21 protein-coding genes are annotated in these 26595 nt (G+C 75.3%); 11 read left to right on the top strand and 10 right to left on the bottom strand.

What is annotated here, in order from left to right:
• The 3 genes from AC1C2W_RS03555 to AC1C2W_RS03565 all read right to left on the bottom strand — a co-directional run bounded on the left by AC1C2W_RS03555 (position 1) and on the right by AC1C2W_RS03565 (position 3212).
• Entirely contained in the window at positions 1–537 is a 537-nt protein-coding gene (locus AC1C2W_RS03555; RefSeq protein WP_495412400.1) for a hypothetical protein, read from the bottom strand.
• 152 nt (positions 538–689) lie between these two features.
• A complete protein-coding gene (locus tag AC1C2W_RS03560) occupies positions 690–2255 on the bottom strand; it encodes an aminopeptidase P family protein (RefSeq protein ID WP_495412401.1) in 1566 nt (521 codons plus the stop codon).
• 54 nt (positions 2256–2309) lie between these two features.
• Positions 2310–3212: an alpha/beta fold hydrolase gene (locus AC1C2W_RS03565; protein WP_495412402.1), complete on the bottom strand. Its 903-nt coding sequence runs from the start codon at positions 3210–3212 to the stop codon at positions 2310–2312.
• A gap of 174 nt (positions 3213–3386) precedes the next feature.
• Between AC1C2W_RS03565 and AC1C2W_RS03570 the strand changes: the two genes are divergently transcribed.
• The 4 genes from AC1C2W_RS03570 to AC1C2W_RS03585 all read left to right on the top strand — a co-directional run bounded on the left by AC1C2W_RS03570 (position 3387) and on the right by AC1C2W_RS03585 (position 6886).
• A complete protein-coding gene (locus tag AC1C2W_RS03570) occupies positions 3387–4253 on the top strand; it encodes a PHP domain-containing protein (protein ID WP_495412403.1) in 867 nt (288 codons plus the stop codon).
• Entirely contained in the window at positions 4250–4885 is a 636-nt protein-coding gene (locus tag AC1C2W_RS03575) for a MarC family protein (RefSeq protein WP_495387753.1), read from the top strand. The genes AC1C2W_RS03570 and AC1C2W_RS03575 overlap by 4 nt, the downstream gene beginning before the upstream one ends.
• A gap of 61 nt (positions 4886–4946) precedes the next feature.
• The gene (locus AC1C2W_RS03580; protein WP_495412404.1) at positions 4947–5696 is read left to right on the top strand and encodes a FadR/GntR family transcriptional regulator; all 750 of its coding nucleotides are present in this window, start codon (positions 4947–4949) and stop codon (positions 5694–5696) included.
• Entirely contained in the window at positions 5693–6886 is a 1194-nt protein-coding gene (locus AC1C2W_RS03585; protein WP_495412405.1) for a CynX/NimT family MFS transporter, read from the top strand. Before AC1C2W_RS03580 ends, AC1C2W_RS03585 begins: the two co-directional genes overlap by 4 nt.
• Before the next feature lie 19 nt (positions 6887–6905).
• On the opposite strand, the gene AC1C2W_RS03590 is transcribed toward AC1C2W_RS03585, so the two are convergent.
• On the bottom strand, positions 6906–7202 hold the full coding sequence (locus AC1C2W_RS03590) for a DUF1905 domain-containing protein (protein ID WP_495412406.1): 297 nt from the start codon (positions 7200–7202) through the stop codon (positions 6906–6908).
• A 76-nt stretch (positions 7203–7278) separates the two neighbouring features.
• Entirely contained in the window at positions 7279–9027 is a 1749-nt protein-coding gene (locus tag AC1C2W_RS03595; protein ID WP_495412407.1) for a DEAD/DEAH box helicase, read from the bottom strand.
• 281 nt (positions 9028–9308) lie between these two features.
• On the opposite strand from AC1C2W_RS03595, the gene AC1C2W_RS03600 reads away from it, so the two are divergent.
• Positions 9309–10034, top strand: coding sequence for a ferritin-like fold-containing protein (locus AC1C2W_RS03600; protein WP_495387749.1), 726 nt, complete (start codon positions 9309–9311; stop codon positions 10032–10034).
• 95 nt (positions 10035–10129) lie between these two features.
• Here the strand turns inward: AC1C2W_RS03600 and AC1C2W_RS03605 are convergent, their stop codons facing one another.
• On the bottom strand, positions 10130–10354 hold the full coding sequence (locus AC1C2W_RS03605; RefSeq protein WP_495387748.1) for a DUF3107 domain-containing protein: 225 nt from the start codon (positions 10352–10354) through the stop codon (positions 10130–10132).
• Between the two features lie 221 nt (positions 10355–10575).
• Here AC1C2W_RS03605 and AC1C2W_RS03610 point away from each other — a divergent pair, with 221 nt between their 5' ends.
• Positions 10576–13995: an ATP-dependent helicase gene (locus AC1C2W_RS03610; protein WP_495387747.1), complete on the top strand. Its 3420-nt coding sequence runs from the start codon at positions 10576–10578 to the stop codon at positions 13993–13995.
• 209 nt (positions 13996–14204) lie between these two features.
• Positions 14205–17642, top strand: a complete 3438-nt coding sequence (locus tag AC1C2W_RS03615; protein ID WP_495412642.1) for an ATP-dependent helicase — start codon at positions 14205–14207, stop codon at positions 17640–17642.
• Positions 17643–17758: 116 nt separating this feature from the next.
• Here the strand turns inward: AC1C2W_RS03615 and AC1C2W_RS03620 are convergent, their stop codons facing one another.
• Positions 17759–18682 carry a macrolide 2'-phosphotransferase gene (locus tag AC1C2W_RS03620; protein WP_495387746.1) on the bottom strand — a complete coding sequence of 308 codons (924 nt, stop codon included), beginning with the start codon at positions 18680–18682 and terminating at the stop codon, positions 17759–17761.
• Between the two features lie 151 nt (positions 18683–18833).
• Here AC1C2W_RS03620 and nudC point away from each other — a divergent pair, with 151 nt between their 5' ends.
• Complete coding sequence (nudC, locus tag AC1C2W_RS03625) at positions 18834–19826, top strand: NAD(+) diphosphatase (protein ID WP_495387745.1); 993 nt, start codon at positions 18834–18836, stop codon at positions 19824–19826.
• 35 nt (positions 19827–19861) lie between these two features.
• Here the strand turns inward: nudC and AC1C2W_RS03630 are convergent, their stop codons facing one another.
• Positions 19862–20131, bottom strand: coding sequence for a mycoredoxin (locus AC1C2W_RS03630; RefSeq protein WP_495387744.1), 270 nt, complete (start codon positions 20129–20131; stop codon positions 19862–19864).
• Between the two features lie 72 nt (positions 20132–20203).
• Here AC1C2W_RS03630 and AC1C2W_RS03635 point away from each other — a divergent pair, with 72 nt between their 5' ends.
• Together AC1C2W_RS03635 and AC1C2W_RS03640 are read left to right on the top strand one after the other, a co-directional pair.
• Positions 20204–22237, top strand: a complete 2034-nt coding sequence (locus AC1C2W_RS03635; RefSeq protein ID WP_495412408.1) for an ATP-dependent helicase — start codon at positions 20204–20206, stop codon at positions 22235–22237.
• Between the two features lie 523 nt (positions 22238–22760).
• Positions 22761–23132, top strand: coding sequence for a WhiB family transcriptional regulator (locus tag AC1C2W_RS03640; protein ID WP_495387742.1), 372 nt, complete (start codon positions 22761–22763; stop codon positions 23130–23132).
• Between the two features lie 134 nt (positions 23133–23266).
• On the opposite strand, the gene AC1C2W_RS03645 is transcribed toward AC1C2W_RS03640, so the two are convergent.
• On the bottom strand, positions 23267–24331 hold the full coding sequence (locus AC1C2W_RS03645) for a ThiF family adenylyltransferase (RefSeq protein WP_495412409.1): 1065 nt from the start codon (positions 24329–24331) through the stop codon (positions 23267–23269).
• 103 nt (positions 24332–24434) lie between these two features.
• On the opposite strand from AC1C2W_RS03645, the gene AC1C2W_RS03650 reads away from it, so the two are divergent.
• The gene (locus tag AC1C2W_RS03650; RefSeq protein WP_495412410.1) at positions 24435–25010 is read left to right on the top strand and encodes a M48 metallopeptidase family protein; all 576 of its coding nucleotides are present in this window, start codon (positions 24435–24437) and stop codon (positions 25008–25010) included.
• Between the two features lie 81 nt (positions 25011–25091).
• Here the strand turns inward: AC1C2W_RS03650 and AC1C2W_RS03655 are convergent, their stop codons facing one another.
• Complete coding sequence (locus tag AC1C2W_RS03655) at positions 25092–26558, bottom strand: zinc-dependent metalloprotease (protein WP_495412411.1); 1467 nt, start codon at positions 26556–26558, stop codon at positions 25092–25094.
• Positions 26559–26595 lie beyond the last annotated feature (37 nt).

Genomic DNA, 26595 nt, shown 5'->3' on the forward strand with positions numbered 1-26595 from the left:
TCAGTTCGGCAACGGATTGTTCTGTTCGGCACGGATGTCTGCCGAACGGACCCACCTACTGCCGAACTGAAGCAGCTGGCCGCGGACTCCCTGGTGGCGATGGGAGCAGAGGATGGGTGCGCAGCGTTCGGCGTACGTCATCCGGAAAGCGCGCGGCCAGCGTGTCGACGATCCTCGCCAGGGGTGCGCAGGGACGAGCGAGGTCAGGTGCCGCCGGACGTCCGACGCGGCACCACCGGATCGTCGACAGCGTTGCACGACGTGCGTCGCGGCGGGAGGCGTCCAGAGGCGCAGCCCGTGGCACCGGGCGGCGGTCTCGTGACTGAAGACGTGGTCCGCCGTGAGCTGACGGTGCACGGCACGGGCGAGGTCGAGCATCCGCCGTCGAGCGGCCTCCGCGGCGTGCTCGACGCGGGTCGGCTCGGCTCGCCGGTACGCGCCGTGACGAAGTCCTTCGAGTTCCCCGGCGCGGCGCGCTCGGTCGAGTTCGTGCCGCTGGACGTCGCGGGCGATCACGAGGGGGGCGTCGTCGGTCACACGCCAAGACTGGCGGACCACAGGAACAAGGCGACCATGCCCGTGGACAATGCCCTGGCGCCCTCAGGTCAGTTCGGCAGGGGGCTGATCTCCTCGGCACGAATGTATGCCGAAGAGATCAACCCACTGCCGAGCAGAACGGATGGGTCCGGTCAGCCGCGCAGGCGCGCCATCCAGGCCTCGACGTCCTCGGGACGGCGGGGGAGGGCGGCGGACAGGTTCTCGTTCCCGTCCTCCGTGACGAGCACGTCGTCCTCGATCCGCGCACCGATGCCGCGGTACTCCTCGGGCACCGCGAGGTCGTCGGCCTTGAAGTACAGGCCCGGCTCGATGGTGAACACCATGCCCGGCTCGAGCACGCCGTCCAGGTAGAGCTCGCGCCGCGCCTGCGCGCAGTCGTGCACGTCGAGGCCCAGGTGGTGGCTGGTGCCGTGCACCATCCAGCGACGGTGCTGCTGGCCCTCGGGGGACAGGGACTCCTCGGCGGTCACGCCGTCGGGCAGCAGGCCCCACTCCTCGAGGCGGGCCGCGATGACCTCCATCGCGGCGGCGTGGATGTCACGGAACTTCGTGCCCGGCTTCGCGACGTCGAACGCGGCGTCAGCCGCGTCGAGCACGGCGGAGTAGATCCTGCGCTGCACGTCGGTGAACTTGCCGTCCACCGGCAGGGTGCGGGTGACGTCGGCGGTGTAGAGGGAGTCGACCTCGACGCCCGCGTCCAGCAGCACCAGCTCGCCCTCGTGGACCACGCCGTCGTTGGAGATCCAGTGCAGCGTGGTGGCGTGCTCGCCGGCGGCCGCGATGGTCTCGTAGCCCACGGTGTTGCCCTCGAGCCGGGCGTGCGCGTCGAACGTCGTCTCGATGACGCGCTCGCCGCGGCGGTGCGCCACGGCCTTGGGCAGCGCCGGCACCACCTCCTCGAAGCCCTCGATCGTGCGGGCCACGGCCTCGCGCAGGTGCTCGAGCTCGATCGCGTCCTTGACCAGGCGCAGCTCGGAGGTCGCCTCGACCAACGATCCGTCCTGGGACTCGGCCTCGACGCCGGCCTCCTCACGGATCGCCTCGACGAGCGTCTCGATGCCCTCGTCGGCGCCGGTCACGACGAGGATCCGCACGCCGTCCGCGCCGACGTCCTTGGCCAGGGCGTCGCGCAGGTCGTCGACGTGGCGCGCGTGGACGCCGGTGAGCGTCGTGACGTCGTCGAGCGAGGGACGGGCGCCCACCCAGAACTCGCCGTAGCGCGAGTCGGCGTAGAACTCCTCGGTGTCGCGTGCCGCGAGCGGGCGCACGTAGAGCACGGCGTGGTGCCGCGACGGGGCGCCGTCGGCGCCCGGGTCGCCCTCGCCCTCGGCGACGGGGTGCAGCACAAGCACGGCGTCGGGCTCCTGGTCGGTGCCCAGGCCGGTGAGGTGCGCGAACGCGGAGTGCGGGCGGAACCGGTAGTCGGTGTCGTTGGACCGGACCTTCAGCGGACCGGCGGGGATCACGAGCCGAGCACCGGGGAAGAGAGCGGAGAGCTTCGCGCGACGCTCGGCGGTGAACGGGGCGGCGTCGCCCGCGACGATGCCGAGGTCGGCGCGCGGGGCCCAGTGCGAGGTGATGAACGACCTGAACGCCTCGGAGACGGGGCGCTGGGAACGGTTGCTGCCGCGGTCCTCTTCGCCGGGCGGAGTGTTCGGGGCGGGTGCGGACTCGTCGACGGGGGTGGAGTCGGTCATGGTTCCAGTGTCCCACCCGACGGCGGGGCGGACGGGCCGGGCGGGAGGCGCGGTTCAGGCGCGGGCGAAGTCGTGCAGGGCGCGCGTCAGGACGCGGTTGAAGGCGTCGGGCGCATCGGAGTTGACGTCGTGACCTGCCTCCGGCACGACGACGAGCGCCCCGCGGTCGGCGGCCGCCACGTGGCGGGACTCCTCGAGCCGCATCCGGTCGCGCGCCCCGTTGACGAACCACACGGGCACGCGGAGCGCGCGCGTGCTCGCCACCGAGGACCTGCCGGCGAGGTGGGTGAGCGCGTCGGTCACCACGTCCCAGCCCGGACGGTGGACGCCCGCGGTACCGAGGGCGTCACCCATCAGCTCGGCCACCTGCGTGCCCCCGGCGCGGGAGCGCCCGCCCATCAGCGCGGACTGCCAGGCCAGCGACGCGTCCCGCAGGCCGCGTCGGAGCGTCGTCGTGCCGGAGACGGCGAGGCGAGCGACGTCGCGGTACAGCGCGACGGGCTTGCCCTTCGGGTCGGACGTGCAGCCGGCCGCGACCACCCCGGCCAGCCTCGGGGCGTCGGCGTCGGCGTCGGCGGCGGGGGTGGTGTGCCGCGCCGCGTGCTGGGCCTGCTGCGCCGTGTGCTGGGCCGCCCAGGCGAGCGAGGTGTACCCGCCGAGGGAGAGGCCCACCACGACCACCGGCGTCCCCGCGTCGAACGACCGGGCCGCGTCGTCGAGCACCTCGAAGGCGCCGGGCATCGAGAACCGCTCGCCGTGCCGCGCGCCGTGCGCGGGCAGGTCGACCGCGACCGCGTCGTGGCCCGCGTCGCGAACGTGCTCCAGCTGCCGTTCCCAGATCGCCGACGACGTGCGCATGCCGTGCACGAAGACGATCCCGGACCGGCCGTGGCCGGATCCGGGAAGGGGGGTGAGGTCGGGCAGCGAGGGGGCGACGTCGGCGCGGGTGTGGTCCATCGCGACGATCGTCTCGCGCCCATCGGCGCGTGCCGGGGGCAGGAGCAGCGGGCGCGGTGGAGAGCTTGTGTCTCCCGCCTTCACGACGCTCGGGCGGCGGACGTGGCCGACGTCGCACCGGTGCGGGCGCCGGATCGCGCGTCGTCACGCCCCTCGCTCCCTAGACTTGGGCCCGTGACGACTCGGCCCGTGATCGACCTCCATACCCACTCGCGGGCGTCCGACGGCACCGATCGGCCGCGTGCCGTGCTGGAGGCCGCGGCCGGAGCCGGGCTGAGCGTGGTGGCGCTGACCGACCACGACACCGCCGCGGGCTGGGCGGAGGCCGCCGACGCCGTCGCCGGCACCGGGATCGCCCTGGTGCGGGGCACCGAGGTGTCCACGCGGGTGCGCACCGCCGAGGGGGGCATCAGCGTCCACCTGCTGTCGTACCTGCACGACCCGGACGGCACGGACCTGCGCGCCGAGTTTGAACGCACCCGCTCCGACCGGCTGACGCGGGCGCGCCGGATGGCGGACCTGCTGGCGGAGGACTTCCCGGTGACGTGGGACGACGTCGTCGCGCAGACGGGCGACGACGCCACGGTGGGGCGCCCCCACCTGGCGGACGCGCTGGTCGCCGCGGGGGTGGTCGCGTCGCGGGACGAGGCGTTCGCGACGATGCTGCACCCGGGCGCCCGGTACTACGTGCCGCACTACGCCCCCGACACGGATGCGGCCGTGCGCGCGGTGCTCGCCGCGGGCGGCGTGCCCGTGCTGGCGCACCCGGCCGCGGGAGCTCGGGGGCGCGTCGTGAGCGACCAGACCGTCGCAGACCTCGCCGCCGTCGGCCTCGCGGGGCTCGAGGTGGACCACCGGGACCACGACGCCGCCTCGCGCGACCGGCTGCGGGGCCTGGCGGCCGAGCTCGGGCTGCTGGTCACGGGCTCCAGCGACTACCACGGCACCGGCAAGCTGAACCGCATCGGGGAGAACTCCACCGATCCCGAGGTGCTCGCACAGATCGAGGATCGAGGTCGACTGGACGTGATCCGCCCGTGAGCGCGGTGCTGGACACCGCGCTGTTCACCGAGGTGTTCGTCACCCTGTTCGTGATCATGGACCCGCCCGGCACCGTTCCGGTCTTCCTGGGCCTGACCTCCGCCATGGGCGCCAAGCAGCGCAACCGCGCCGCGCGGCAGGCGATCCTCGTCGCGTTCGGCGTCATCGTGGTCTTCGCGCTCTTCGGCCAGCAGGTGCTGCACTACATGGGCATCTCGCTGCCCGCGCTGCAGGCGTCCGGCGGGCTGCTCCTGCTGCTGGTCGCGATGGAGCTGCTGACCGGCAAGATGGAGGAGCCGGCGCCGTCCGGGAACAAGGGCGTCAACGTGGCCCTGGTGCCGCTCGGGACGCCGTTGCTCGCTGGCCCGGGCGCGATCGTCGCGACCATGGTCTTCGTGCAGCAGACCAGCGTCTCGGACGGCGGCGCGCCGCAGCTGATCGCCATCGCGGTGGCGATCGTGCTGGTGCACGTGAGCCTGTACCTGGCGATGCGGTTCGCGAACGTGATCCACCGGGTGCTCAAGGACTCCGGCGTCACGCTCGTGACGCGGATCGCGGGCCTCCTGCTGGCCGCGATCGCGGTCCAGCAGATCGCCACGGCGGTCACGGAGTTCGTCAAGATGGCGCAGTGAGCACCCGGCGTCCGCCGCCGGCGGACGCCGATCCGCAAACATGGGATGTTAGGGTCTTTGGATGCCTGAGCCCACCGCCTCCCCGATCTCCACCCCCCGCAAGGTCTCCGAGCTCGTCGTCGAGCACCTGACCGACCTGGTCGAGCGGGGGGAGTGGCCCGTCGGCTCACGCATCCCCGCCGAGCCCGAGCTGGTGGCCCAGCTCGGTGTCGGGCGCAACACCGTCCGCGAGGCCGTGCGCGCCCTCGAGCACGCGGGCATCCTCGCGCCGCGGCGCGGCGACGGCACGTACGTGCGCGCCGCGAGCGGGCTCGACGCCGCACTCGGGAGGCGCGCCCGGACGGCCGACGCGCTGCAGGTGCTCGAGGTGCGCTCGATCCTCGAGCGCGGGTCCGCCCGGGCCGCCGCGGCCCGTCGCGACCCCGCCGCGCACGAGGCGCTGCGCGCGGCACTGGCCGCACAGGTCGCCACCCGCGGGGCCGCCGACGACGTCGCCTACCGCGCAGCCGACATCGCCTTCCACGCCGAGGTCGTCCGCGCCGCGGGCAACCCCCTGCTCGTCGAGCTCTACGACGGGCTCGACCACGTGCTGCTGCGGACGCTCGCCACCGACGCCCACGGCCGCCACCACCGCGACGTCCCCGGCCACGAGGAGGTGGTCGCCGCCGTGCTCGACGGCGACCCCGACGCCGCCGAGCGCGCCGTCCTCGCCACGATCGAGGCCGTGCGTGCCCACGTCGTCGAGAGCACGAGCGGCGGTGCCGGCGGTGCCGGCGGTGCGGCGCGCGACGGGCACGGGGAGGACGCATGATCGCCGACCGCCGCCCCCTGGCCGCCGGCGCCGTCCTCGCGATCGTCCTCGCCGCGCTCAACCTGCGCCCGGGAGTCGTCGCCGTCTCGCCGCTGCTGGGGGAGATCCTGGCCGAGGAGGGCCTCGGCGCGACCGCCGGTGGTGTCCTCACGACGCTCCCCGTGCTGTGCTTCGGCCTGCTCGCCCCTGCTGCCCCGGCGCTCGCCCGCCGGTTCGGCCTGGAGCGGTCGCTGTTCGCGAGCCTCGTGCTGCTGTGCGTGGGGTTCGCCCTGCGGCTCGTCCCCGGCGTCGGCACCCTGCTGCTCGGCACACTCGCCGTCGGGTGCGCCATCGGGCTGGGCAACGTGCTCCTCCCGGCGCTGATCAAGCGGGACTTCGCGGAGCGGGTCGGCCTCATGACGGGCCTGTACTCGATGGCGCTGTCCGGCGGGGCGGCGCTCGCGGCCGGGCTCACGGTGCCGCTCGCCACCGCCGCGGGCCTCGACTGGCGCGCCGCGCTGGCGTCGTGGGGACTGCTCGCGGTGCTCGGCGCGGTGGTGTGGGCGCCGCGCGCGCTGCGCGCCGGGGAGCGGACGGCGGCCTCGCTGCGCCCGGCCGGCGCCTCGCCCGTCGACGCCGCGAGGTCGGTGTGGCGCAGCCCGCTGGCCTGGGCGGTCACGGTGCTGATGGGGACGCAGTCGCTGTCGTTCTACGCGATCAACGCCTGGCTGCCGGAGATCTTCGTGGCCGCGGGCCGCAGCGTCGCGGTGGGCGGCTGGCTCCTGGCGCTGACCAACCTGCTCGGCATCGTGGGGTCGTTCGTCACCCCGGTGCTGGCCGGGCGTCTGCGGCGGCAGCGGGCGATCGGCATCGTCATTGTCGCCCTGATCACGACGGGCCTGCTGGGCCTGGCACTCGCGCCGGGCGCGGCATTTCTCTGGGTGGTGCTGCTCGGCCTCGGTCAGGGCGGCGGCATCAGCCTCGCGCTGACCCTCATGGCGCTGCGCACCGAGAACGCCGCTCGCACGTCGGAGCTGTCGGGCATGGCGCAGAGCGCGGGCTACGTGCTGGCCGCCTGCGGGCCGCTCGGCCTCGGCGTCGCGCACGACGCCACCGGGTCGTGGACGGTGCCCCTGCTGGTACTGGTCGCAGCGTCGCTGGTGCAGGGTGTCGCCGCCTGGTTCGCCGGCCGCGACGAGATCGTGCGTTGACCCGCGGTGTCGCCCGCCCTCAGGGCCCGACCGGCTCCAGGGTGACCCGGACCGTCCCGCCCGGCTCAATGCCCTCGGCCTGGCGCACCGCCTTCTTCAGCGGCAGCACGTAGCCCTTCTGCTCGTCGCTGGGGAAGACTGACGTGGACCACGTGGTGGCGCCGACCGTGACGGTCACCTTGATCGAGCCGAACCCCCGCGGGGGCAGCGGCAACTCGGCGAGCGTGTCGGACTCCTCCGGCGGCACGGTGACGAACCACCACGAGTCGCTGCGCACCTGCCACTGCCACAGCGGTGCCGAGAACGTCAGACGCATGACGGCAGGCTACGGCGTACCGCCGACAACAGAACGGCGGTCGAGCCCGCGGGCTCGACCGCCGGCTTCCGGTGGGTCAGCTCTCCGACGGCGCCTGCGGAGCCGACGAGGCGCCACCCTCGGTGGGGCGGCCGCCGCGGGTGCGGCGCCGGTTGCGGCTGCGACGGCGCTGCCCGCCCTCGGACTGCTCCGCAGCACCGTGCTCGCCGGTGCCGTGCTCGCCGGTGCGGTGCTCGGCGCTGCCAGACGTCGCGGCGTCCGGCCGCGAGCCCTGCGTGGCGCCGCCGCGGGGGCCCTGGCCGGAGCGCGATCCGTCACGACGACCGCCGTCACCTCGACCGCCGTCACCTCGACCGCCGTCACCTCGACCGCCGTCACCTCGCCCGCCGTCACCTCGACCGTGATCACCCCGGCCGCCGTCGCGCGGGCCGCTCTGGGCGCTGGTGCGCTTGCCGGTCTCGCCGAGGTCCTCGAGTACCTCGGCATCGAGGCCGCCGAGCTGCTGCTTGTTCCTCGGCAGCCGGCCCTTGGTGCCCTCGGGGATGCCGAGGTCGGAGAAGAGGTGCGGCGAGCTGGAGTACGTCTCGACGGGCTCGGGGAAGCCCAGGTCGAGGGTGCGGTCGATCATCTGCCAGCGCGGGATGTCGTCCCAGTCGACGAACGTCACGGCCGTGCCCTTGTTGCCCGCGCGGCCGGTGCGGCCGATGCGGTGCAGGTAGGTGCGCTCGTCCTCGGGGCACTGGTAGTTGACGACGTGCGTCACGTCGTCGACGTCGATGCCGCGCGCGGCCACGTCGGTCGCGACGAGGACGTCGATGTGGCCGTGGCGGAACGCGCGCAGCGCCTGCTCGCGGGCGCCCTGGCCGAGGTCGCCGTGGAGGGCACCGGCCGCGAACCCGCGGTCGCGCAGCTCGTCCGAAACCTTCGCCGCGGTGCGCTTGGTGCGGGCGAAGACGATGGTGCGGCCGCGGCCCTCGGCCTGCAGCAGGCGGGCGAGCACCTCGATCTTGTCCAGCGCGTGCGCGCGATAGATCACCTGGCGCGTGTCCTTCACGGTCGCGCCCTGGTCGTCGGGCTCGGCCGCGCGGATGTGCGTGGGCTGCGACATGTAGCGGCGGGCCATCGAGACCACCGGCCCGGGCATCGTCGCGCTGAACAGCATGGTGTGCCGCACGGCGGGGGTGCGCGACAGGATCTTCTCGACGTCGGGCAGGAAGCCGAGGTCGAGCATCTCGTCGGCCTCGTCGAGCACGACCGTCGCAGCGCGCGTGAGGTTGAGGTGCCCCTGGTTGAGCAGGTCCACCATGCGGCCGGGGGTGCCGACGACGACCTCGACGCCGTTGTTGAGCGTCTCGATCTGCGGCTCGTAGGCGCGGCCACCGTAGATCTGGACGATCCGGACGCTGCGGTGCTTGGACGCGGTCTCGAGGTCGCGCGCCACCTGCGAGGCGAGCTCGCGGGTGGGGGCGACGACGAGGGCCTGCGGCTTGCCCGGGGCGGGCAGCTCGTCGAAGCCCGGCTCGCCCGGCGCGACCACGCGGTTCAGCAGCGGGACGCCGAAGCCGAGGGTCTTGCCGGTGCCGGTCTTGGCCTGGCCGATGATGTCGTGCCCCTGCAGGGCCACGGGCAGCGTCATCGCCTGGATGGGGAACGGGTGGGTGATGCCGGAGTCGGCCAGGGCCTCGACGATCTCGGGGCGCACCCCGAAATCGGCGAAGGAGACGCCCTGCGCCTGGATGGCGGCGGGGGAGGAGTAGTCGGGCTCGCCGGCGGTGCCGGTCGTGGGCGCCACCGTCTCGGCGGCGCTGCTGTCGGTCGTGGTCACGGGTACCTTCGTCTGCTCGTCGGCGCGCGCGAACCGGGCTCCCGAACGGGCCGGAGGGCCGTTGACGGGCCGCACTGTTCGGATCGCATGAAGCGCCGAGGTGGTCGGCAGCCGATCGTGAAAGAACGTCGCTCAGGCTCCGCGGGACGTCCCGCGGGCCGCTGCGGTCGAGTCAAAGCGTGACGACCGGGCAACCGAAGTACATGTCCATGGTACGCGACCGGCCCGCGACGAGGGTCTCGCCGCGACGGACGCGCGGCGGCCGCACTTATCCTGGGCGGGTGAGCCACCAGCGCAGCACCCCGGCCGATCATCCCGGAGGCGTCGCCGGCGCCGACACCGCGCCGGCAGGCGGGGCCCCGGACCCCGCGCGCGCGGTGCTGGTCGGGCTCGCCGCCTACACCGAGCTGTCGGCGTTCGGGCTGCTCGCGAGCAGCTCCGTGGACGCGCCCGACCTCGCCACGCGCCAGACGCTCGCCACCGCCGCGGGCGACGCGCTCGACCGGCAACGACGGCTGCTGGTGTCCGTACCGGGCGAGGTGGCTCCGGCGGCCGTGATGGCGCCGTTCGACGGGGCGCTGGCCGACTTCGACGCGCGGACCGCGCCCGCGAGCTGGGCGGAGGGCCTGCTGAAGGGCATCGTCGGGCACGGGGTGGCGCAGGACCTGTGCCGCGAGCTCGCGCGGGGCCTGCCGGCCGGCGGCGAGGAGTTCCTGCGCGCCGTCGGGGGACCCCGTACCGACGACGCCGCGACGGTGCTCCTGGCGGGCGCCGCGGCAGCCGACGACGTGCTCGCCGCGCGTCTCGCCCTGTGGGGGCGACGGGTGGTCGGCGAGGCCCTGGGGCTGGTGCCGGTGCTGCTGGCCGCCCACCCGCCGCTGGCCGCGCTGGCAGCCGCGGCGCGGGGGGCCAGACCCGCCGCGGGCGCGTCCGCGCAGGGATGGCTCGTCTCGCGGCTCACCGCCGAGCACACCCGGCGCATGGACCGGATGGGCCTGGCCGCCTGACGATCCGCGGAGCGTCCCGGCCGACGACTGACCCGGCCGCACACCGACGGTGCGACCGGGTCAGGGATGGTGCCGTCGTCAGGGACGGAGCCGGCTCAGAGCGCGCCGAACCCCACCCGACGCTGGTCCTCGGCGCCGACCTCGACGTAGCCGATGGTGGCGGTGGGCACCAGGATCTTGCGCCCGCGGGCGTCGGTGAGCTCGAGCACGCCGTTGTCGGCGAGGGCCTCGCGGACAGCGGTGGTGACGGCCTCCGCCGTCTCGTCGGTCTCGATGACGAGCTCGCGCGCCAGGTTCTGCACACCGATCGTGATCTCCACGTTGTCTCCTTCGCGAGCTGCGCCGGCGCTGCCGGCGGCGGTCTGTCGTTCTCCGGTCACCCGGACGTCCCGTCGATCCTAGTCACGGCGGGCCCCGGTAACGGGCCACGACGCCCTTTGTCAGCGGAGGGTGAAACTCGCGACGGCGCTGTCGGTGTGACCGGCGGCCCGTGGGGCTGTCGGTGGGGCGGGCTGTCGGTGGGGCGTGGTCGAATCGGCCCGTGACGCCAGCGACCGCGACCGCCCCCCGCCTCGTGCCGTCGGCGTCCGTGGACGCCGACGGCATTGACGGCGCCGATGTCCTGGACGCGACGCAGACGTCCGCCGTCGTGGCGGCGCTCTCCGGGCCGGCGACGCTGGTGGTGGGCGCACCCGGCACGGGACGCACCACGGTGGCGACGGCGGTCGCGGTGCAGGCGCTCGAGGCCGGCGCGGACCCGGCGCGCGTGCTCGTGCTCGCGGCGTCCCGCAGGTCGGCGGCCCGGCTGCGCGACCGCGTCACCGCGCGGGCGGGGCGCACGGTCGGAGCACCGATGGTCCGCACCCCCGCGTCGGCCGCGTTCGCCGTGCTGCGCACCCGGGCGGCAGCGCACGGCGAGGCCGCGCCCACGCTCGTCTCGGGGCCCGAGCAGGACCTCGTGCTCGCCGAGCTCCTTGAGGGTCACCTCTCCGGCGAGGGCACCGACCTGCAGCTGCCGCCCGGGCTGCCCGAGGAGTCGCTGGGCCTGCGCGGCCTGCGCCAGGAGCTGCGCGACCTGCTGATGCGGGCCGCGGAGCGTGGGCTGGGGCCGGTGGACCTCGCGGGGCTGGGCGCCCGGCACGACCGCCCCGAGTGGGTCATGGCGGCGCAGCTCTACGAGGAGTACCTGGACGTCACGACGCTGAGGCTCGGCACGCCGGACGCGGGAGCCCGGTACGACCCGGCCGGTGTCGTCGACGAGGCGGCGCACGCGCTCGCGGGCTGGGACGAGGAGCTGCCGGACGTGCCGCGGCCCGCCTGGGACCTCGTGGTCGTGGACGACTACCAGGAGGCGACCGTCGCGACGGCGCGCCTGCTGCACGTGCTGCACGACGCGGGCGCCCGGCTGGTGCTGCTCGCCGACCCGGACTCAGCCGTGCAGGGCTTCCGTGGCGCGTCCCCGGGGCTCGTCGGGCGGGCTGCGGCGCCGGCCCGGCACGGCGTGGTCGGAGCCTTCGACGCCCGCACGGTGGTGCTCGGCACGGCGTGGCGTCAGCCCGAGGAGCTGCGCGCCGTCACGCGGGGGGTCACGTCGCGCATCGCCACGGTCTCCGGGGCGTTGCACCGCGTCGCCGGGGCCCGCCCGGAGGGGGACGACGACCTCACGGACGCCGACAGCTCCGGGACGGGCGAGGCTGCCGCCGCTGCCGGCGCCGGCGACGTCGAGGTGGGCGACGCGCCTGGGAGGGGCGTGCAGGTCGCGGTCCTCGCCGGCCCGGCCCAGGAGGCCGCGTACGTGGCACGCGAGCTGCGCGCCGAGCACCTGCTGCACGGGACGCCCTGGGAGCGGATGGCTGTCGTCGCCCGCAGCGGCGACCGGCTCGCCTCGGTGCGCCGCGACCTGGTCGCCGCCTCCGTCCCGGTGGCGCTGCTCGGCTCTGACCTGCCGCTGCGCGACGAGCCGGCCGTGACGCCGCTGCTCGCCGCGCTGCGGGTGTGCGCCGCCGGGGGCGGGATCGACCGCCTGCTCGCCGACGAGCTGGGGGAGCCGGGGCCCGGCGTCGGCTCGGAGCTCGACGCCGACACGGCCGCGCTGCTGCTCACGTCGCCCGTCGGCGGCCTCGACGCGGTGGCGCTGCGCCGGCTGCGTCGCGCGCTGCGCGCGGAGGAGCTCTCGGGGGGCGGGGGCCGCTCGTCCGACGCCCTGATCGTCGAGGTGCTGGACGACCCCGCGCGCGTCGAGACGCTCCCGTCCCCGGTGCGCCGGGGGCCGGGGGCCGTCGCCCGGGTGCTCGCCGCGGGACGCGCGGCGGCGGCCGAGCCGGGCGCCACCGCACAGACGGTGCTGTGGGCCGTGTGGGCTGCCACCGGGCTGGCTGACCGGTGGCGGGATTCCGCGCTCGCGGGCGGCTCGTCGGGTGCGCGCGCGGACCGCGACCTGGACTCCGTGCTCGCCCTGTTCCGGGCGGCGGAGACGTACGTCGACCGGATGCCCGGCGCCCCGGTCGCGGCGTTCGTCGACTACCTCGCTTCGCAGGACCTGCCGGCCGACTCGCTCGCCGCCTCGGCGGCCGGCGCGCACGCGGTGGAGGCGCTGACGCCGGCCGGCGCGGCGGGCCGGGAGTGGGACGTCGTGATGGTGGTCGGCGTGCAGGACGGTGTGTGGCCCGACCTGCGCCTGCGCGACTCGCTGCTCGGCTCGCAGGCCCTCGTCGAGCTGCTCGCGGGGCGCTCCGACGACGCGCACGGGATGGGCACCGAGGCGCGGCGCCAGGTGCTCGCCGACGAGCTGCGCGCCTTCGCCGTCGCGACCTCGCGGGCGCGACGGCGGCTGGTCGTGACAGCGGTCGAGGACGCCGAGGACGCGCCGTCGGTCTTCCTCGACCTCGTGACGCCGCCCGGCACCGACGTCACGGGTCCCGACGGCGGGCCCGACCCGCGGAGGGTCACGGTGGGGCCTCCGCTCGACCTGCGCGGCGTCGTCGCCGAGGCCCGGGCCGCGCTGGTCCGCGACGCCCGGGCGGGCGCGCCGGACGGTGGCCCGGTGACTGCCGGCCCGGTGCCGGACGAGGTGGCGGCGCACGACCCGGCGAGCGTGGCAGCCGCCCTGCTCGCCGACCTCGCCGGCGCGGGGATCGCCGAGGCAGACCCGCGCACCTGGTACGGCGTCGCGACCACCTCCAGCGACGAGCCGCTGTGGGGGCCGCAGGACGAGGTGACCGTCTCGCCCTCGAAGGTGGAGACGGTGAGCACGTGCGCGCTGAAGTGGGCGTTCGAGTCGGCCGGGGCCACGGCCCCCGACGCCACCCACCAGACGCTCGGCACGCTGGTGCACGAGATCGCCGAGACGCTGCCGAAGGCGCCGCTCTCCGCGCTGCGCGCCGAGCTCGACCGTCGCTGGCCGGAGCTCGCGCTGCCCGAGGGATGGCCCTCGCGCCAGCTGCGCCGCCGGGCCGAGCAGATGGTGGAGCGGCTCGCCGCGTACTACGCCGACGCGGGGGACCCCGTGCTCGTCGAGCCGGCCTTCGAGCTCACCGTCGGCCGTGCGCGCCTCAAGGGCAAGATCGACCGGGTCGAGGACGCGGGCGACGACGGGGTCACCGTCGCCGACCTCAAGACCGGCCGCACCGCGGCGTCGCGGGCCAAGGCGACCGAGCACCCGCAGCTCGGCGCCTACCAGCTGGCCGTGGCCGAGGGCGCCCTCGACCTGCCCCCGGGCACCCCGAGCGCGGGGGCGCGGCTGGTATACGTCGGGACGCCCACGGTGGCGCCCAGCGTCCGCAGCCAGCCCGCGCTGCCCGTCGAGCAGGACGGCTCGAGCTGGGCGCGGGCGCTGGTCGAGAGCGCGGCCGACACCATGGCCGCCGCCCGCTTCACCGCGCACGAGAACGACCTGTGCCCCATGTGCCCCGTGCGGCGGTCGTGCCCCGTGCAGCCCGAGGGAAGGAACGTCATCGGATGACCGGCGACAGCACGTCCGCACCCGGCCCGGTGCCGGCCTCTGGGCCGGACCCGGCGTCGGCCGCCGCGCCCGACGGCGCGTGGGATGCACTCGGCGAGCCTGACCGGGCGGCGGACCTCGGCTTCCCCGAGCTCGCCGGCCTCGGCGCGCCCGACGGCGTGCTGTTCGACGACCCATTGCTCGACGGCGGGGCTCTCGACGACGGACCGATGCACCGCGACGGTGCGGCCGCGTCGGCGACGCAGCGGCTGTCGGCCCGCGAGATCGCCGAGCTGCTGGGCCGCCCGTCGCCCACCGACGAGCAGGCGGCCGTCATCGAGGCTCCGCTGGAGCCGGTGCTCGTGGTGGCGGGCGCGGGGTCGGGCAAGACGGAGACGATGGCGGCCCGCGTGGTGTGGCTCATCGCGAACGAGCTCGTGGCGCCCGAGGAGGTGCTCGGGCTGACGTTCACGCGCAAGGCGGCCGCCGAGCTCACCACGCGGGTGCAGTCGCGGCTCGCGCAGCTCGCCCGCGCGCAGGGCCGCGCGGCGTCGGGCCTCGACCTGTTGGCACGCCCGACGGTCGCGACCTACAACGCCTACGCGGCGTCGCTCGTGGCCGACCACGGGCTGCGGCTGGGGATCGAGCCGGGCTCGCGGCTGCTGGGCGAGGCGAACCAGTGGCAGCTCGCGGCCCAGGTCGTGGAGTCGTGGGCTGACGACCTCGGCACGGACCGCGCGGTGAGCACCGTGGTGGGGGCCGTGCTCACGCTCTCGGGGGCGCTCGGGGAACACCTGCTGGCGGTGGACGACGCGCGCGACGCGCTGGCCGACGTCGTCGCCCGGCTCGACGCGGTGCCGCTCGGCCCGCGGCAGAAGAAGCGGACCAAGGAGATCCAGGGCCTGATCGACTCGGTCGCGGAGCGGGCGCGGCTGCTCGACCTCGTCGCCGAGTACCGCCGCCGCAAGCGCGTCGTGGACGCGCTCGACTTCGGCGACCAGATCGCCTTCGCGGCCGAGCTGGCACGGTCGGTCCCCGCCGTCGGGGCCACCGAGCGCACCCGCTACCCCGTGGTGCTGCTCGACGAGTACCAGGACACGTCGTACGCGCAGGTGGAGCTGCTCGCCGGGCTGTTCGGCGGCGGCCACGCGGTCACGGCCGTGGGTGATCCGCACCAGTCGATCTACGGCTGGCGCGGGGCCTCCGCGTCCGGCCTGGCGCGGTTCCCCGAGCGGTTCCGCACCCGTGGTGGCGCGCCCGCGGCGGTGCGCTACCTCAGCACGTCGTGGCGCAACGACGGCGCGGTGCTCGCGGCCGCGAACGTGGCCGCCGCTCCGCTGCGGGAGCGCGCGCGGCAGACGGGCACGGGCATGGACGTGCCGCCGCTCGACCTGCGGCCCGACGCCGGCACCGGAACGGTGCGGGCGCACGTAGCCACGACGAGCGAGGAGGAGGCCGAGGCGGTGGCGGAGGTCGTGGCCGCGCGCTGGCGGCGGGGGACGCGCCGCGACGGCTCCGACCGGGTGACGGCGGCCGTGCTGTGCCGGGCCCGCTCGCAGTTCGCGGCCGTCGAGGTGGCGTTGCGCCGTCGCGGGCTGCCCGTCGAGGTGGTGGGCCTGGGCGGCCTGCTGTCCACGCCGGAGGTGGTCGACGTCGTCGCGCTGCTCGAGGCCGTGCACGACCCGTCGCGCGGTGACTCGCTGTTGCGGCTGGTCACAGGGCCGCGGGTCAGCCTCGGCGCGGCGGACCTGCACGCACTCGGGTCGTGGGCGTCCGACCTGGCACGTGCCGCCGGCGCCCGGCCGGGTGCCCCGTCCGGTGCGGGTGCCGGGCCCGAGGACGAGAGCCCCCCGGTGATCGAGGGCGACGTGGTCGACCACCGCTCGATCGTCGACGCGCTGGACGACCTGCCTGCCCCCGGCCGGCCGGCCAGGGACGGGCGTGTGTTCACCGCGGTGGGGCACGGGCGGCTGACGGCCCTCGCGCGCCTGCTGCGCGAGCTCCGCGGGCTCACCTACCTCTCCCTGCCGGAGCTCGTCGTCGCGGCCGAGCGCGCGCTGGGGCTCGACGTCGAGGTCGCCACCGCCCAGGTGCTGGCCGACGCGCTCGCGTCCGGCCCGCCCGGCAGCCCCGGCGCGGTCGCCGGGGCCGGCGTGAGCCTGCGAGGACGCGAGCATCTCGACGCGTTCCGGGACGTCGCCGCGAGCTTCGCGCAGTCGGCGGACGTCGCGACGCTCGGCGCGTTCCTCGCGTGGCTCGGCGTCGCGGGCGATCGGGAGCGCGGGCTGGACATGCCGGTGCGTGAGCCCGACCCGGACGCCGTGCAGGTCATCACCGCGCACGCCGCCAAGGGGCTCGAATGGGACGTCGTCGCGGTGCCGGGGCTGGTGGACGGGGTGTTCCCGAGCCAGGCGGAGTCGGCCGGCGGGCGCACCGACAGTGGCTGGCTCACCGACCCGGCCGCACTCCCGTACCACCTACGGGGCGACGCCGCCGATCTGCCTGAGTTCACCTGGGCGGACGCCTCCGACACCAAGGACCTCGCCGCCCGCCGGGACCAGTTCCGCGCGGACAGCGGCGCCCACCGCCTGGCCGAGGAGCGCCGGCTGGCCTACGTCGCGTTCACCCGGGCGCGCAAGGAGCTCTTCCTCACGGCGCACTGGTGGGGCACGGGCAGCAGCCCGCGCCGCGTCTCCCCGTTCCTCGCCGAGCTCGTCGAGGCCGGCGTCGTGGACCCGCGCGGCTGGGCCGGTCAGCCGGACCCCGGCGACGGCAACCCGCGCGAGGCGCAGGAGCGCGCCGGCTCGTGGCCCACGCCCGACGCCGCGCCCGGCCACGCGGCAGCCGGCGGCGACGGAGCAACGACCGCGGACGCTGTGCCCTCGCCGCGCGAGCTCCTGCGGCGGACGGCGTCGCGGGTGGACACGGCGCGCGCGGCGGGCGGCGGCGCGACCACCGGGATCCTGCGTGACGACTCCGGCCGCGACCTCGTCGTCCTGGCCCGCACCCTGCTGACGGAGCGTGGGGCGCGCACGACGCGGGAGGTCGAGATGCCCGCGCACGTCTCCGCGTCGGGCCTGGTGCGGCTGGCCGCCGACCGGGACGCGTTCGCGCTCCAGCTGCGCCGCCCCGTGCCGCAGCAGCCCACCGTGCACGCGCGCCGCGGCACCCGCTTCCACGAGTGGATCGAGCGGTTCTTCACGTCGTCCTCGCTGGTCGACGTGGACGACCTCCCCGGCGCCGAGGACGGCGAGATCCCGCCCGACCTCGACCTCGAAACCCTGCGGCAACGCTTCCTCGACTCGCCCTGGGCGGCACGTACGCCGCTCGCCGTCGAGGTGGACGTGGAGACGCCGGTCGCGGGGGTGATGCTCCGCAGCCGGATCGACGCCGTCTTCGCCGACCCCGAGGCCGCGTCACCGGCGGGTGGCGAGGCGCCCGCCGTCGTCGTCGTGGACTGGAAGACCGGCCACGAGCCGACCGACCCGGCGGCCCGTGCCGCCCGCGAGGTGCAGCTGGCCGTCTACCGGTTGGCCTGGTCGCGGTATGCCGGGCTGCCGCTCGACCGGGTGTCCGCGGCGTTCGTCTACGTGGCGAGCGGTACCACGGCGCGCCCCCGACGCCTGCTCGACCAGGCGGAGCTGGAGGCGCTGGTGCGCGGCGCCTGAACGACGACGGGCCCGGGCACCGGCGACGTCCGGGTCACCAGCGGTATGCCCGTGGTTTCGGCCGCCTCGCATGCCCGGCCGCGTCGCAGTGAGGATGTGCCGTTGCCCGGGCGGGGTCAGGCGGGGGCGTCCTCGCGGGTGGCCTCGTCGAGGTCGGCCAGCATCGCCTCGGCGTCGGCGACGACGTCGGACAGGGCGTGCCGGACGCCGTGCAGCAGCCAGCGGGCGAGCGCGAGCTCGCCGACGAGGAGCGCGCGGTCGACCAGCCGGGCGTCGTGCAGCTCGGTGCGCCGCAGCTGGTAGGCCTCCATGATCGAGTCGACCGAGTCGGGCGGGGCGGCGACGAGCAGCCAGGCGAGGTCGTCGGCCGGGTCGGCCACGCGGGCGTCGGACCAGCCGCTGATCGCGGTGACGCGCCCGCGGGTCACGAGCATCTGATCGGTGGCGAGGTCGCCGTGCACCACGACGGGCTGGAAGCGCCACAGCGCGACGTCCTCCAGCGCGGCCTCCCAGCGGCGCAGAAGCGTGGGCGGCACCTTGCCGGTGGCCGCGGCCTCGTCGAGCTCCACGAGACGCCGCTCGCGGTACTCGGCGGCGGTGTACGAGGGCAGCCCGCACGACTCGACGACGGATGCCGGCAGCTCGTGCACGGCGGCGAGCGTGCGGCCGAGGTCGGCGGCGAGCCCGGGGCCGGGGCGCAGTGCCTCGAGGTCCAGCGCGGCGCCCGTCACGTGCCGGTGCACGACGGCGCGCCCGCCTTCCGGCAGCAGCGCGTAGCCGGCCACCTGCGGCACGGTGAACGGGAGCACGCCGGCGTCGACGTACAGGTGCAGCGCCTCGAGCAGCTCGATCTCGGCCTCGAGGGCGGCGCCGGCAAGCGTGGTGCGGGGCGCGCGCACGAGCCAGTCGACGCCGTCGTCGGCGGTGACGACCGCGGCGTCGTAGTCGCCCGGCAGGTCCTCGGGGCGGACCGAGTGGGCGTCCAGGCCCGGGACGGCGGCCGTCGCGAGAGCGGCGAGAGCGAGTGGACTGCGTGGCACCCGCCCACCGTAGACGCTCGCGGGGGCCGCCCGGGGGCACCGCGGCGCGCGTGTCCGTCGCTGCGCCGGGCGAGTTCCGGCCGCATGCCGGTGCCGGCCGGCCGGGGCCGGGCACGGCCATGACCGGAGCGGGCGCGGGTACCGTCGAGGCGTGACTGCACCCTCCTCGCTCCCCGACCTCTCCTACACCCGCGCCACCCACGACCGTGCCGCCGGGCGGCGCGTGGAGCCGGGACTGGTCCCGGACCTGCTCGCCGACGCCGCGACCCGGGTGGTGCTGGTGCTCCGCGGCCGGGTGGCGGTCGACGCCGCGGGCGACCTCCTGCTCACCGGCCCTGCTGGCGTTGCCGGCCTCGCGGCCGAGGCGGAGCGGCCCGAGGGTCACGCGCCGGGCCACCGCTGGCTGTTCCTCGGCGAGGAGGACGGCGGCGGTCTGCTCGGGCTCGTGCTCCCGGACGAGGCGGACGCCGACGCCGTCGGCATCGAGGGCGTCTCTCCGGCGACCCCTGCGACGCGCCTCGCCCGCGAGCACACCTGGGCCGGCCTGCGCGACGTCGGGGGCCGGCCGCACGACGCGCTCGCCTCCGAGGCGGTCGCGCTGTCGGCGTGGCACGCCTCGCACGAGCGGTGCCCGCGCTGCGGGGAGCCGACGGTGGTCGAGCAGGCGGGCTGGGTGCGCCGCTGCGTGGCGCAGGACGTCGAGATCTACCCGCGCACCGACCCCGCCGTGATCATGGCCGTGGTGGACGACGCCGACCGCCTGCTCCTGGGGCGCGCGGCGCACTGGCCCGAGGGGCGCTTCTCGACGCTCGCCGGATACGTCGAACCGGGAGAGGGGCTGGAGCAGGCCGTGCGGCGGGAGGTCGCCGAGGAGACGGCGGTCGTCGTCGGCGACGGCCCCGACGACGTCGTGTACCGCGGGAGCCAGCCGTGGCCGTTCCCAGCCTCGCTGATGCTCGGGTTCCGTGCCCGGGCGGTCGCGACCGACATCGAGGTGGACGGCGCCGAGGTCACCGCCGCGCGGTGGTTCACCCGCGCCGAGCTCGCCGACGAGGTCCGGGCCGGCGCCGTGGGCCTGCCGGCGCGGCCGTCGATCGCCAGGGCGCTCGTCGAGGAGTGGTTCGGGGGCGAGCTGCCCGGCTGACCGCGCTGATGACCTGCCGGTGACCGTGCCGGGCGTCAGGACGCGAGCCGCGCCTTGACGTCGTTCAGCGACGGGTTGGTCGCTGCGGTGCCGTCGGGGAAGACGACGGTCGGGACGGTCTGATTCCCGTCGTTGACCTGCTCCACGTACGCGGCCGTCCCCGGCTGCTCCTCGATGTCGACCACCGTGTACCCGATGCCCGCGGAGTCGAGCTGAGTGCGCAGCCGGCGGCAATAGCCACACCACACGGTCGAGTACATGGTGACGGTGCCCGGCGCGGGGAGCTGGGGGGTGACGATAGTCATGGGGGTCCTTCGGGGAGTCGGCTGGGGACGAAGGGAGCGCGTTGTCGGCGACGGCTGCGAGAATCGCAGACGATGCCGACAGCTACCAACTCCCCGTCCGCCCTGCTTCATCCCGACGCGATCCTCGACGCGCTCGATCCCGAGCAGCGCGAGGTGGCGCTCGCGCTCACCGGGCCGGTGTGCGTGCTCGCGGGCGCGGGCACGGGCAAGACGCGGGCGATCACGCACCGCATCGCCTACGGGGTGCGCTCGGGTACCTTCAAGCCGACGTCCGTGCTCGCGGTGACGTTCACCGCCCGGGCGGCGGGAGAGATGCGCACCCGGCTGCGCGAGCTCGGGGTCGCGGGCGTCCAGGCCCGCACGTTCCACGCGGCCGCGCTGCGCCAGCTCGGCTACTTCTGGCCGCGCGTGGTGGGCGGCGCCCCGCCCCGGATCCTCGAGCACAAGGCCTCCGTGGTCGCGGAGGCGAGCCGCCGCATCGGGGCGAGTGTCGACCGGGTCGCGGTGCGCGACCTGTCGTCGGAGGTGGAGTGGGCCAAGGTCTCCCTCGTCACCGCCGAGGACTACGTCCGCGCGGCGGCGGCCGACGACCGCCCCGCGCCGTCGGGCTACGACCACCAGACAGTGGCCCGGCTCATCACCGCGTACGAGGACGTCAAGACCGAGCGCGGCGTCATCGACTTCGAGGACGTCCTGCTCATGCTCGCCGACATGCTGAACTCGCACCCGCAGGTCGCGCAGGAGGTGCGCTCCCAGTACCGGCACTTCGTCGTCGACGAGTACCAGGACGTCTCGCCGCTGCAGCAGTTCCTGCTGGACCAGTGGCTGGGCGGGCGCAACGAGCTGTGCGTCGTCGGCGACCCGTCGCAGACCATCTACTCCTTCACGGGGGCGACGCCGCACTACCTGCTGGACTTCACGCGCACCCACCGCGACGCCCAGGTGGTGCGCCTGGTGCGTGACTACCGCTCGACCCCGCAGGTGGTCCACCTCGCCAACGAGGTGCTGCGCCGCGGGCGGGTGCCGGGCGCGCTCGAGCTCGTCGCGCAGCGCCCTGCGGGCCCGCCGGCCGGCTTCACCGCGTACGACGACGACGACGCCGAGGCCGTCGGGATCGCCGCGCGGGCCGGCCGGCTGATCGCGGGCGGGGTGCGGCCGAGCGAGATCGCCGTGCTCTACCGCACCAACGCGCAGTCCGCGGCGTTCGAGTCGGCGCTCGCCGACGCCGGGATCAGCTACCTGGTCCGCGGCGGGGAACGGTTCTTCCAGCGCAAGGAGGTCCGCGACGCGATCGTGCTGCTGCGGGGCGCGGCGCGGTCGTCCGACCCGGACCAGCCGATGCCCGAGCAGGTGCGCGACGTGCTGACCTCGGCCGGCTGGTCGGAGCGGCCGCCGGCCGCCCGAGGCGCGGCGCGGGAGCGCTGGGAGGCGATGCAGGCGCTCGTCGGGCTCGCCGACGACGTCGTGGCCGCTGGCACCACGGAGGCCCCGGCCACCATGGCGACCCTCGTCGGGGAGCTCGAGGAGCGCGCGTCGGCGCAGCATGCGCCCACTGTCGAGGGGGTCACCCTCGCGTCGCTGCACGCGGCGAAGGGGCTCGAGTGGGACGCCGTCTTCCTCGCGGGCATGAGCGAGGGGCTGATGCCGATCTCGCTCGCGGACACGGACGAGGCGGTGGCCGAGGAGCGCCGGCTCCTCTACGTGGGGGTGACCCGCGCCCGGGAGCACCTGGAGCTGTCGTTCGCGCGGTCCCGCAACCCGGGAGGCCGGGCCACGCGCAAGCGCACGCGGTTCCTGGACGGGCTGTGGCCGGACGACCCGTCGGCGCGCGGCCGCTCCCGCGGTGCGCGCGGCCAGGCTCGGCAGCAGCTGACGGGGGATCACGACGTCGCCCTCTTCGACGCGCTGCGCGAGTGGCGTCTGTCGGTGGCGCGGGAGACAGACAAGCCCGCGTTCACCGTGCTGGGGGACGCCACGCTCGCGGCGATCGCCGAGCTCAAGCCCACCTCGGTGGCCCAGCTCGCCCGCGTCAACGGCGTCGGGCCGGCGAAGATCGATCGCTACGGGCAGGCGATCCTCGCGATCGTGGCCGACTCGATCGGCTGATTCCCGCGGCGGACGGGCGGATGTCGGGGTCTCGAGCATTGCCCCGAGAAATTGGTCGAAGAAAAATCAGATAAAAGATGTGGCGCCCCGGACGGGGGCGTCTATGCTCGGAGAGTCCCAGACGGAGTGGCGTCTGCCGAGAGGCGGATCGTCCGAGAGCAGTGAGGAGGTGGGTGCAGAAATGGACACGATGACTCAGATGATGAAGGTGAACGCGTCTGTCGGCGCGCCGGGGCACATGTCTGCCTATGGCGAGCTGATCGCAGTCGTCCCGTTCCGTGCGCGGAAGCACGGAGCAGGCCTCGTCGATCTCCACATCGCACCCGACTCCGCCCCCTGGAGCCCACCGGTTTAGGTACCGGTCCAGGCCGCGGAGTCCCACCGGGACCCGCGGCTTTCGTCTTTCCGCCCAGGGAAGAAGACCTCACCAGGTCGCACGAGCCGGCCCCCTGACTCCAGGGGACCACCGCAGGTCCTGAACACCGACGTTCACATCAACACCCAGGACCTGACGGAGGAACTCGTGCGTCTCGCACAGCTGTTGGACGAGCGGCTGCTCGACACGACCCCCCAGGGCGGATCCGGCCCCTGGACACCCCATCAACCCCTCACGCAGAGCCCGGCCGAGGTGGCCGAGCTCGACCGCCAGTTCGCTGCGCTGCTCCCGTGCCGCACCAACGACCCGGAGCTGTGGTTCGCTGAGCACACCGCCCAGGTCGAGGAGGCCAAGGCGCTGTGCCGCAGCTGCCCGCTGCAGGCCGGCTGCCTCTCCGGTGCGCTCGGGCGGCAGGAGCCCTGGGGCGTGTGGGGTGGTGAGGTCTTCGTCGACGGAAAGGTCGTCGCCCGCAAGCGCGGACGCGGCCGGCCCCGGAAGTCGGAGACTGTCGCAGCATGACCGCCGGCGTTGCCGGACAGAGAACCCGGCTCGCCGAGATAGAGAACCCCGGACCGCGAGATAGAGAAGCTCGGACGCGACCGCACTCAGGTGCGGCTTCGTCCGAGCTTCTCTATCTCGCGGACCGGGGTTCTCTATCTCGGCAGTGCCGTGCAGCTGCAGCCCGGGTGGGGTGCGACCTCGCGCACCCGCGGGACGGCCTCGGGCAGCGCCACCTCCAGGACCCGGCCCACGGCCGTAGGCGTGGCGCCGTCGATCAGCGCGAGCACCTGCCCCGCGGCGAGGGCGGCACCCGTCGCGGCGAGCGTCGTCTCGTGGGCCGCGACGTCCGTCGCGCCCCCCGTCAGGTCGGCGACGACGTACGGCCAGCGGTGGTCGGTGTCGGCGGCGTGCCGGTCGCAGCACCCGACGCACGCCGACCGCCCGGGCAGCACCAGGGGGCCGACCACCACGTCCGCCTCGCGCACCACGACGGGCAGGTGCGGGACGGCCGCGCCGAGCAGCCGCTCGTAGCGCGCCGGCCGAGCGGCGTGGGACTCCAGGACCACCACGACGTCGAGGGCTCCGGCGTCGTCCAGCTCCGTGTTGACGCGCAGGCGCGGGTGCCGCCGCCGCAGGAGCGCCGCGACGGCGTTCTCCCGGGGCCGGCCGACGTCCTCGGGTCCGTACCCGCCCAGCCCGAGGTCGCCGACGTGCACCGGGTCGCGGTCGTCCAGCACCAGCGTGCCGACCCCCGCCGTCGCGAGATGCTCGGCCAGTGCTGCGCCGAGCCGGCCCAGTCCGTGCACCCCCACGGTGGACCGGTGCCGACGCTCGAGCGTTGCGGCACCGGCGCCGTCGGGTCGCAAGGCACCCAGGACGGCGACGTCGGGCGACCAGCCCGACGGCTCGGCCCCGCCGCGCCGGGCCGACGCGGGGCGGACCAGGAAACCGCCGTCGACCAGGACGCGGACGATGTCCGCCTGCCGCTCCGGGCTCACGCCCCAGTGCCGCGCACTCCGGTCGAGCGACCGGTGCCTGCGCACCCCGACGTCACGCAGCCAGCCGGCCTCGTGGTCGGCGAGGCCGGCCAGGACGAGGCTCCACCGCGGGTCGGTGCCGAGCTGGACCTCCCCGTCGCCGTGGTCGAGCACGGGCGTGGCGGGGCGCAGGGAGAGGCGCTGGTCCGACCCCGCCTCGGGGTTCTCGGCATCTGCCATGCGGTCACCCTGGCACGCGCCCCGCGGAGCCCGAGGCCGTCGTCCACAGGGCTCAGGGGGGCCTCCGTACCACCCGGTTCGTGTGGTGTGACACACAAAGATCATGAATCCCCGGTACGGTCGTGCCGTGGCCCACGACACCATGACGTCGGTGGAGGTCCGGCGAAGCCGTCGACGGACCGCCACGGTCAGCGCGTACCGCGACGGGGAGCGCACCGTCGTGGCCATTCCCGCGCGCTTCTCCCGCGCGCAGGAGCGCGAGTGGGTCGCCAAGATGCTCGCGCGGCTCGAGGACAAGGAGCGCCGGCGCCGGCCGTCGGACGCCGAGCTGGTGGAGCGGGCGCGGGAGCTGGCCGAACGGTATCTCGACGGACGAGCCCGGCCGACCAGCGTGTCGTGGTCGCCCCACCAGGGCCGGCGCTGGGGATCGTGCACCCTCGTCGACGGCTCCATCCGGATCTCCACGCGCGTGCAGGGGATGCCGGAGTGGGTGCTGGACTACGTGCTGCTGCACGAGCTGGCGCACCTGCTGCACGCGGGCCACGGCCCCGCCTTCTGGCAGCTGCTCGAGGCCTATCCGCGCACCGAGCGGGCGCGCGGCTTCCTGGAGGGGGTGTCGTTCGTCCAGGACGACGGCGGCGCGACGCCCGCCGCCGCGGGCGACGACACCGCTGGTTGAGCCTGTCGACACCGCTGGTTGAGCCTGTCGAAACCCCGTGAAGTGGGCTCGACAGGCTCGACAGGCTCGACCGGCGGCTGGTCAGCGGGCCGGCGTGTCCCCGTCGTCAGACCCGTCCGTGTCCGCCTGATCTGCCGACTCGAAGATCTGGGCCAGGGCCGCGTCGACGTCGGACTGCTCGTCCGCCTGCTCCGCCCGCCGCGAGAAGTAGCCGGCGGGGTCGTCGAGGTCCGCAGTGCCGGGCAGCAGGTCGGGGTGGTCCCAAATTGCGTCCCGGGCCTCGGGCCCGCCCTCGGCGAGGACGTGGGCGAAGAGAGCGGTGGCGTCGCGCGAGCGGCGGGGCCGCAGCTCGAGCCCGACCAGGGTGGCGAAGGTGCGCTCCGCGGGCCCGCCCGCCGCCCGCCGGCGCTGGATCATCTCGCGCAGGGGGTAGGCGTGCGGCAGGTGCGGCAGCGCCGCCGTCGCCGCGACCTCCGTGACCCAGCCCTCCACGAGTGCGAGCGCGGTCTCCAGACGCAGCAGGGTCGCCTCCTGCTCGGGGGTGTGCTGCAGGCCGAAGACCCCGCCGGTGAGGGCCCCGCGCAGGGCCTCCGGGTCGCTGGGGTCGATGTCGCGCACCTGCTGCTCGAGCATGTCCAGGTCGATGGTGATCCCCCGCGCGTACTGCTCCACGAGCCCGTGCAGGTGCGCGGCGAGCCACGGCACGTGCGTGAACAGCCGGGCGTGCGCCGCCTCGCGCAGGGCGAGGAAGAGGCGTACCTCCTCGAGCGGCGCGTCCAGACCGTCGGCGAAGGCGGCGACGTTGGTCGGGACGAGCACGGTGGCGGGCTCGGACAGCAGCGGGACTCCGACGTCGGTGGCGCCGAAGACCTCGCGTGAGAGCGTGCCTGCCGCCTGCCCGACCTGCATGCCGAAGACGGCCGAGCCGAGGCGCCGCATCATCTGGGTGGGGTCGAGGCCGCCGCCCAGGGCCCCGACGGGCAGCCCCGGCAGCGCGGGGGTCCCGAAGTCGTCCGACTCGCCGAGCTCGCCGGGGAGCTGGTCGCGCAGCACGGTCGCGAGGGCGTCGGCCACCGACGCCGCGACCGGGGCGACCAGGCGGTCCCACGCCGGGAGCGTGGCCTCCACCCACTCCGAGCGGCTCCAGGCGTGCGTGCGGCCGCCGGCGGGGGGCAGGTCGGTCACCGCGTCGAGCCATAGCTCGGCCACGCCGAGCGCGTCCGTCGCGGCCTTTGCCTGCCCGCCCGTGAGCGACGGGTCGCCTCCGGCGATCGCGGCCTGGCGCGCCACGTCGTGCGCGACGTCGGTGTTCACGGGCCCGTCTCCGGAGGCCGAGAGCAGGCGCTGCACCTGGGCGAGCACCTGCTGCATCGTCGCTGGGTCCGGGGCGCCCCCGGGCATCCCTGCCAGCGTCGCCGGATCGATGCCCTGGGCGCGCATCTGGTCGAGCACCTCGTCGGTGCGCTCGCCGAAGAAGCCCTCGAGCATGGCGTGCAGCATGCGTTCGCGCTCCTCGGCACCCTCGGGGTCGTCGGGAAGGTTGCTCATGCGGGCTCCTCGGCTGTACGTCTCGGCTGAAACGTCT

The organism is Isoptericola sp. Y581, from assembly GCF_059445475.1.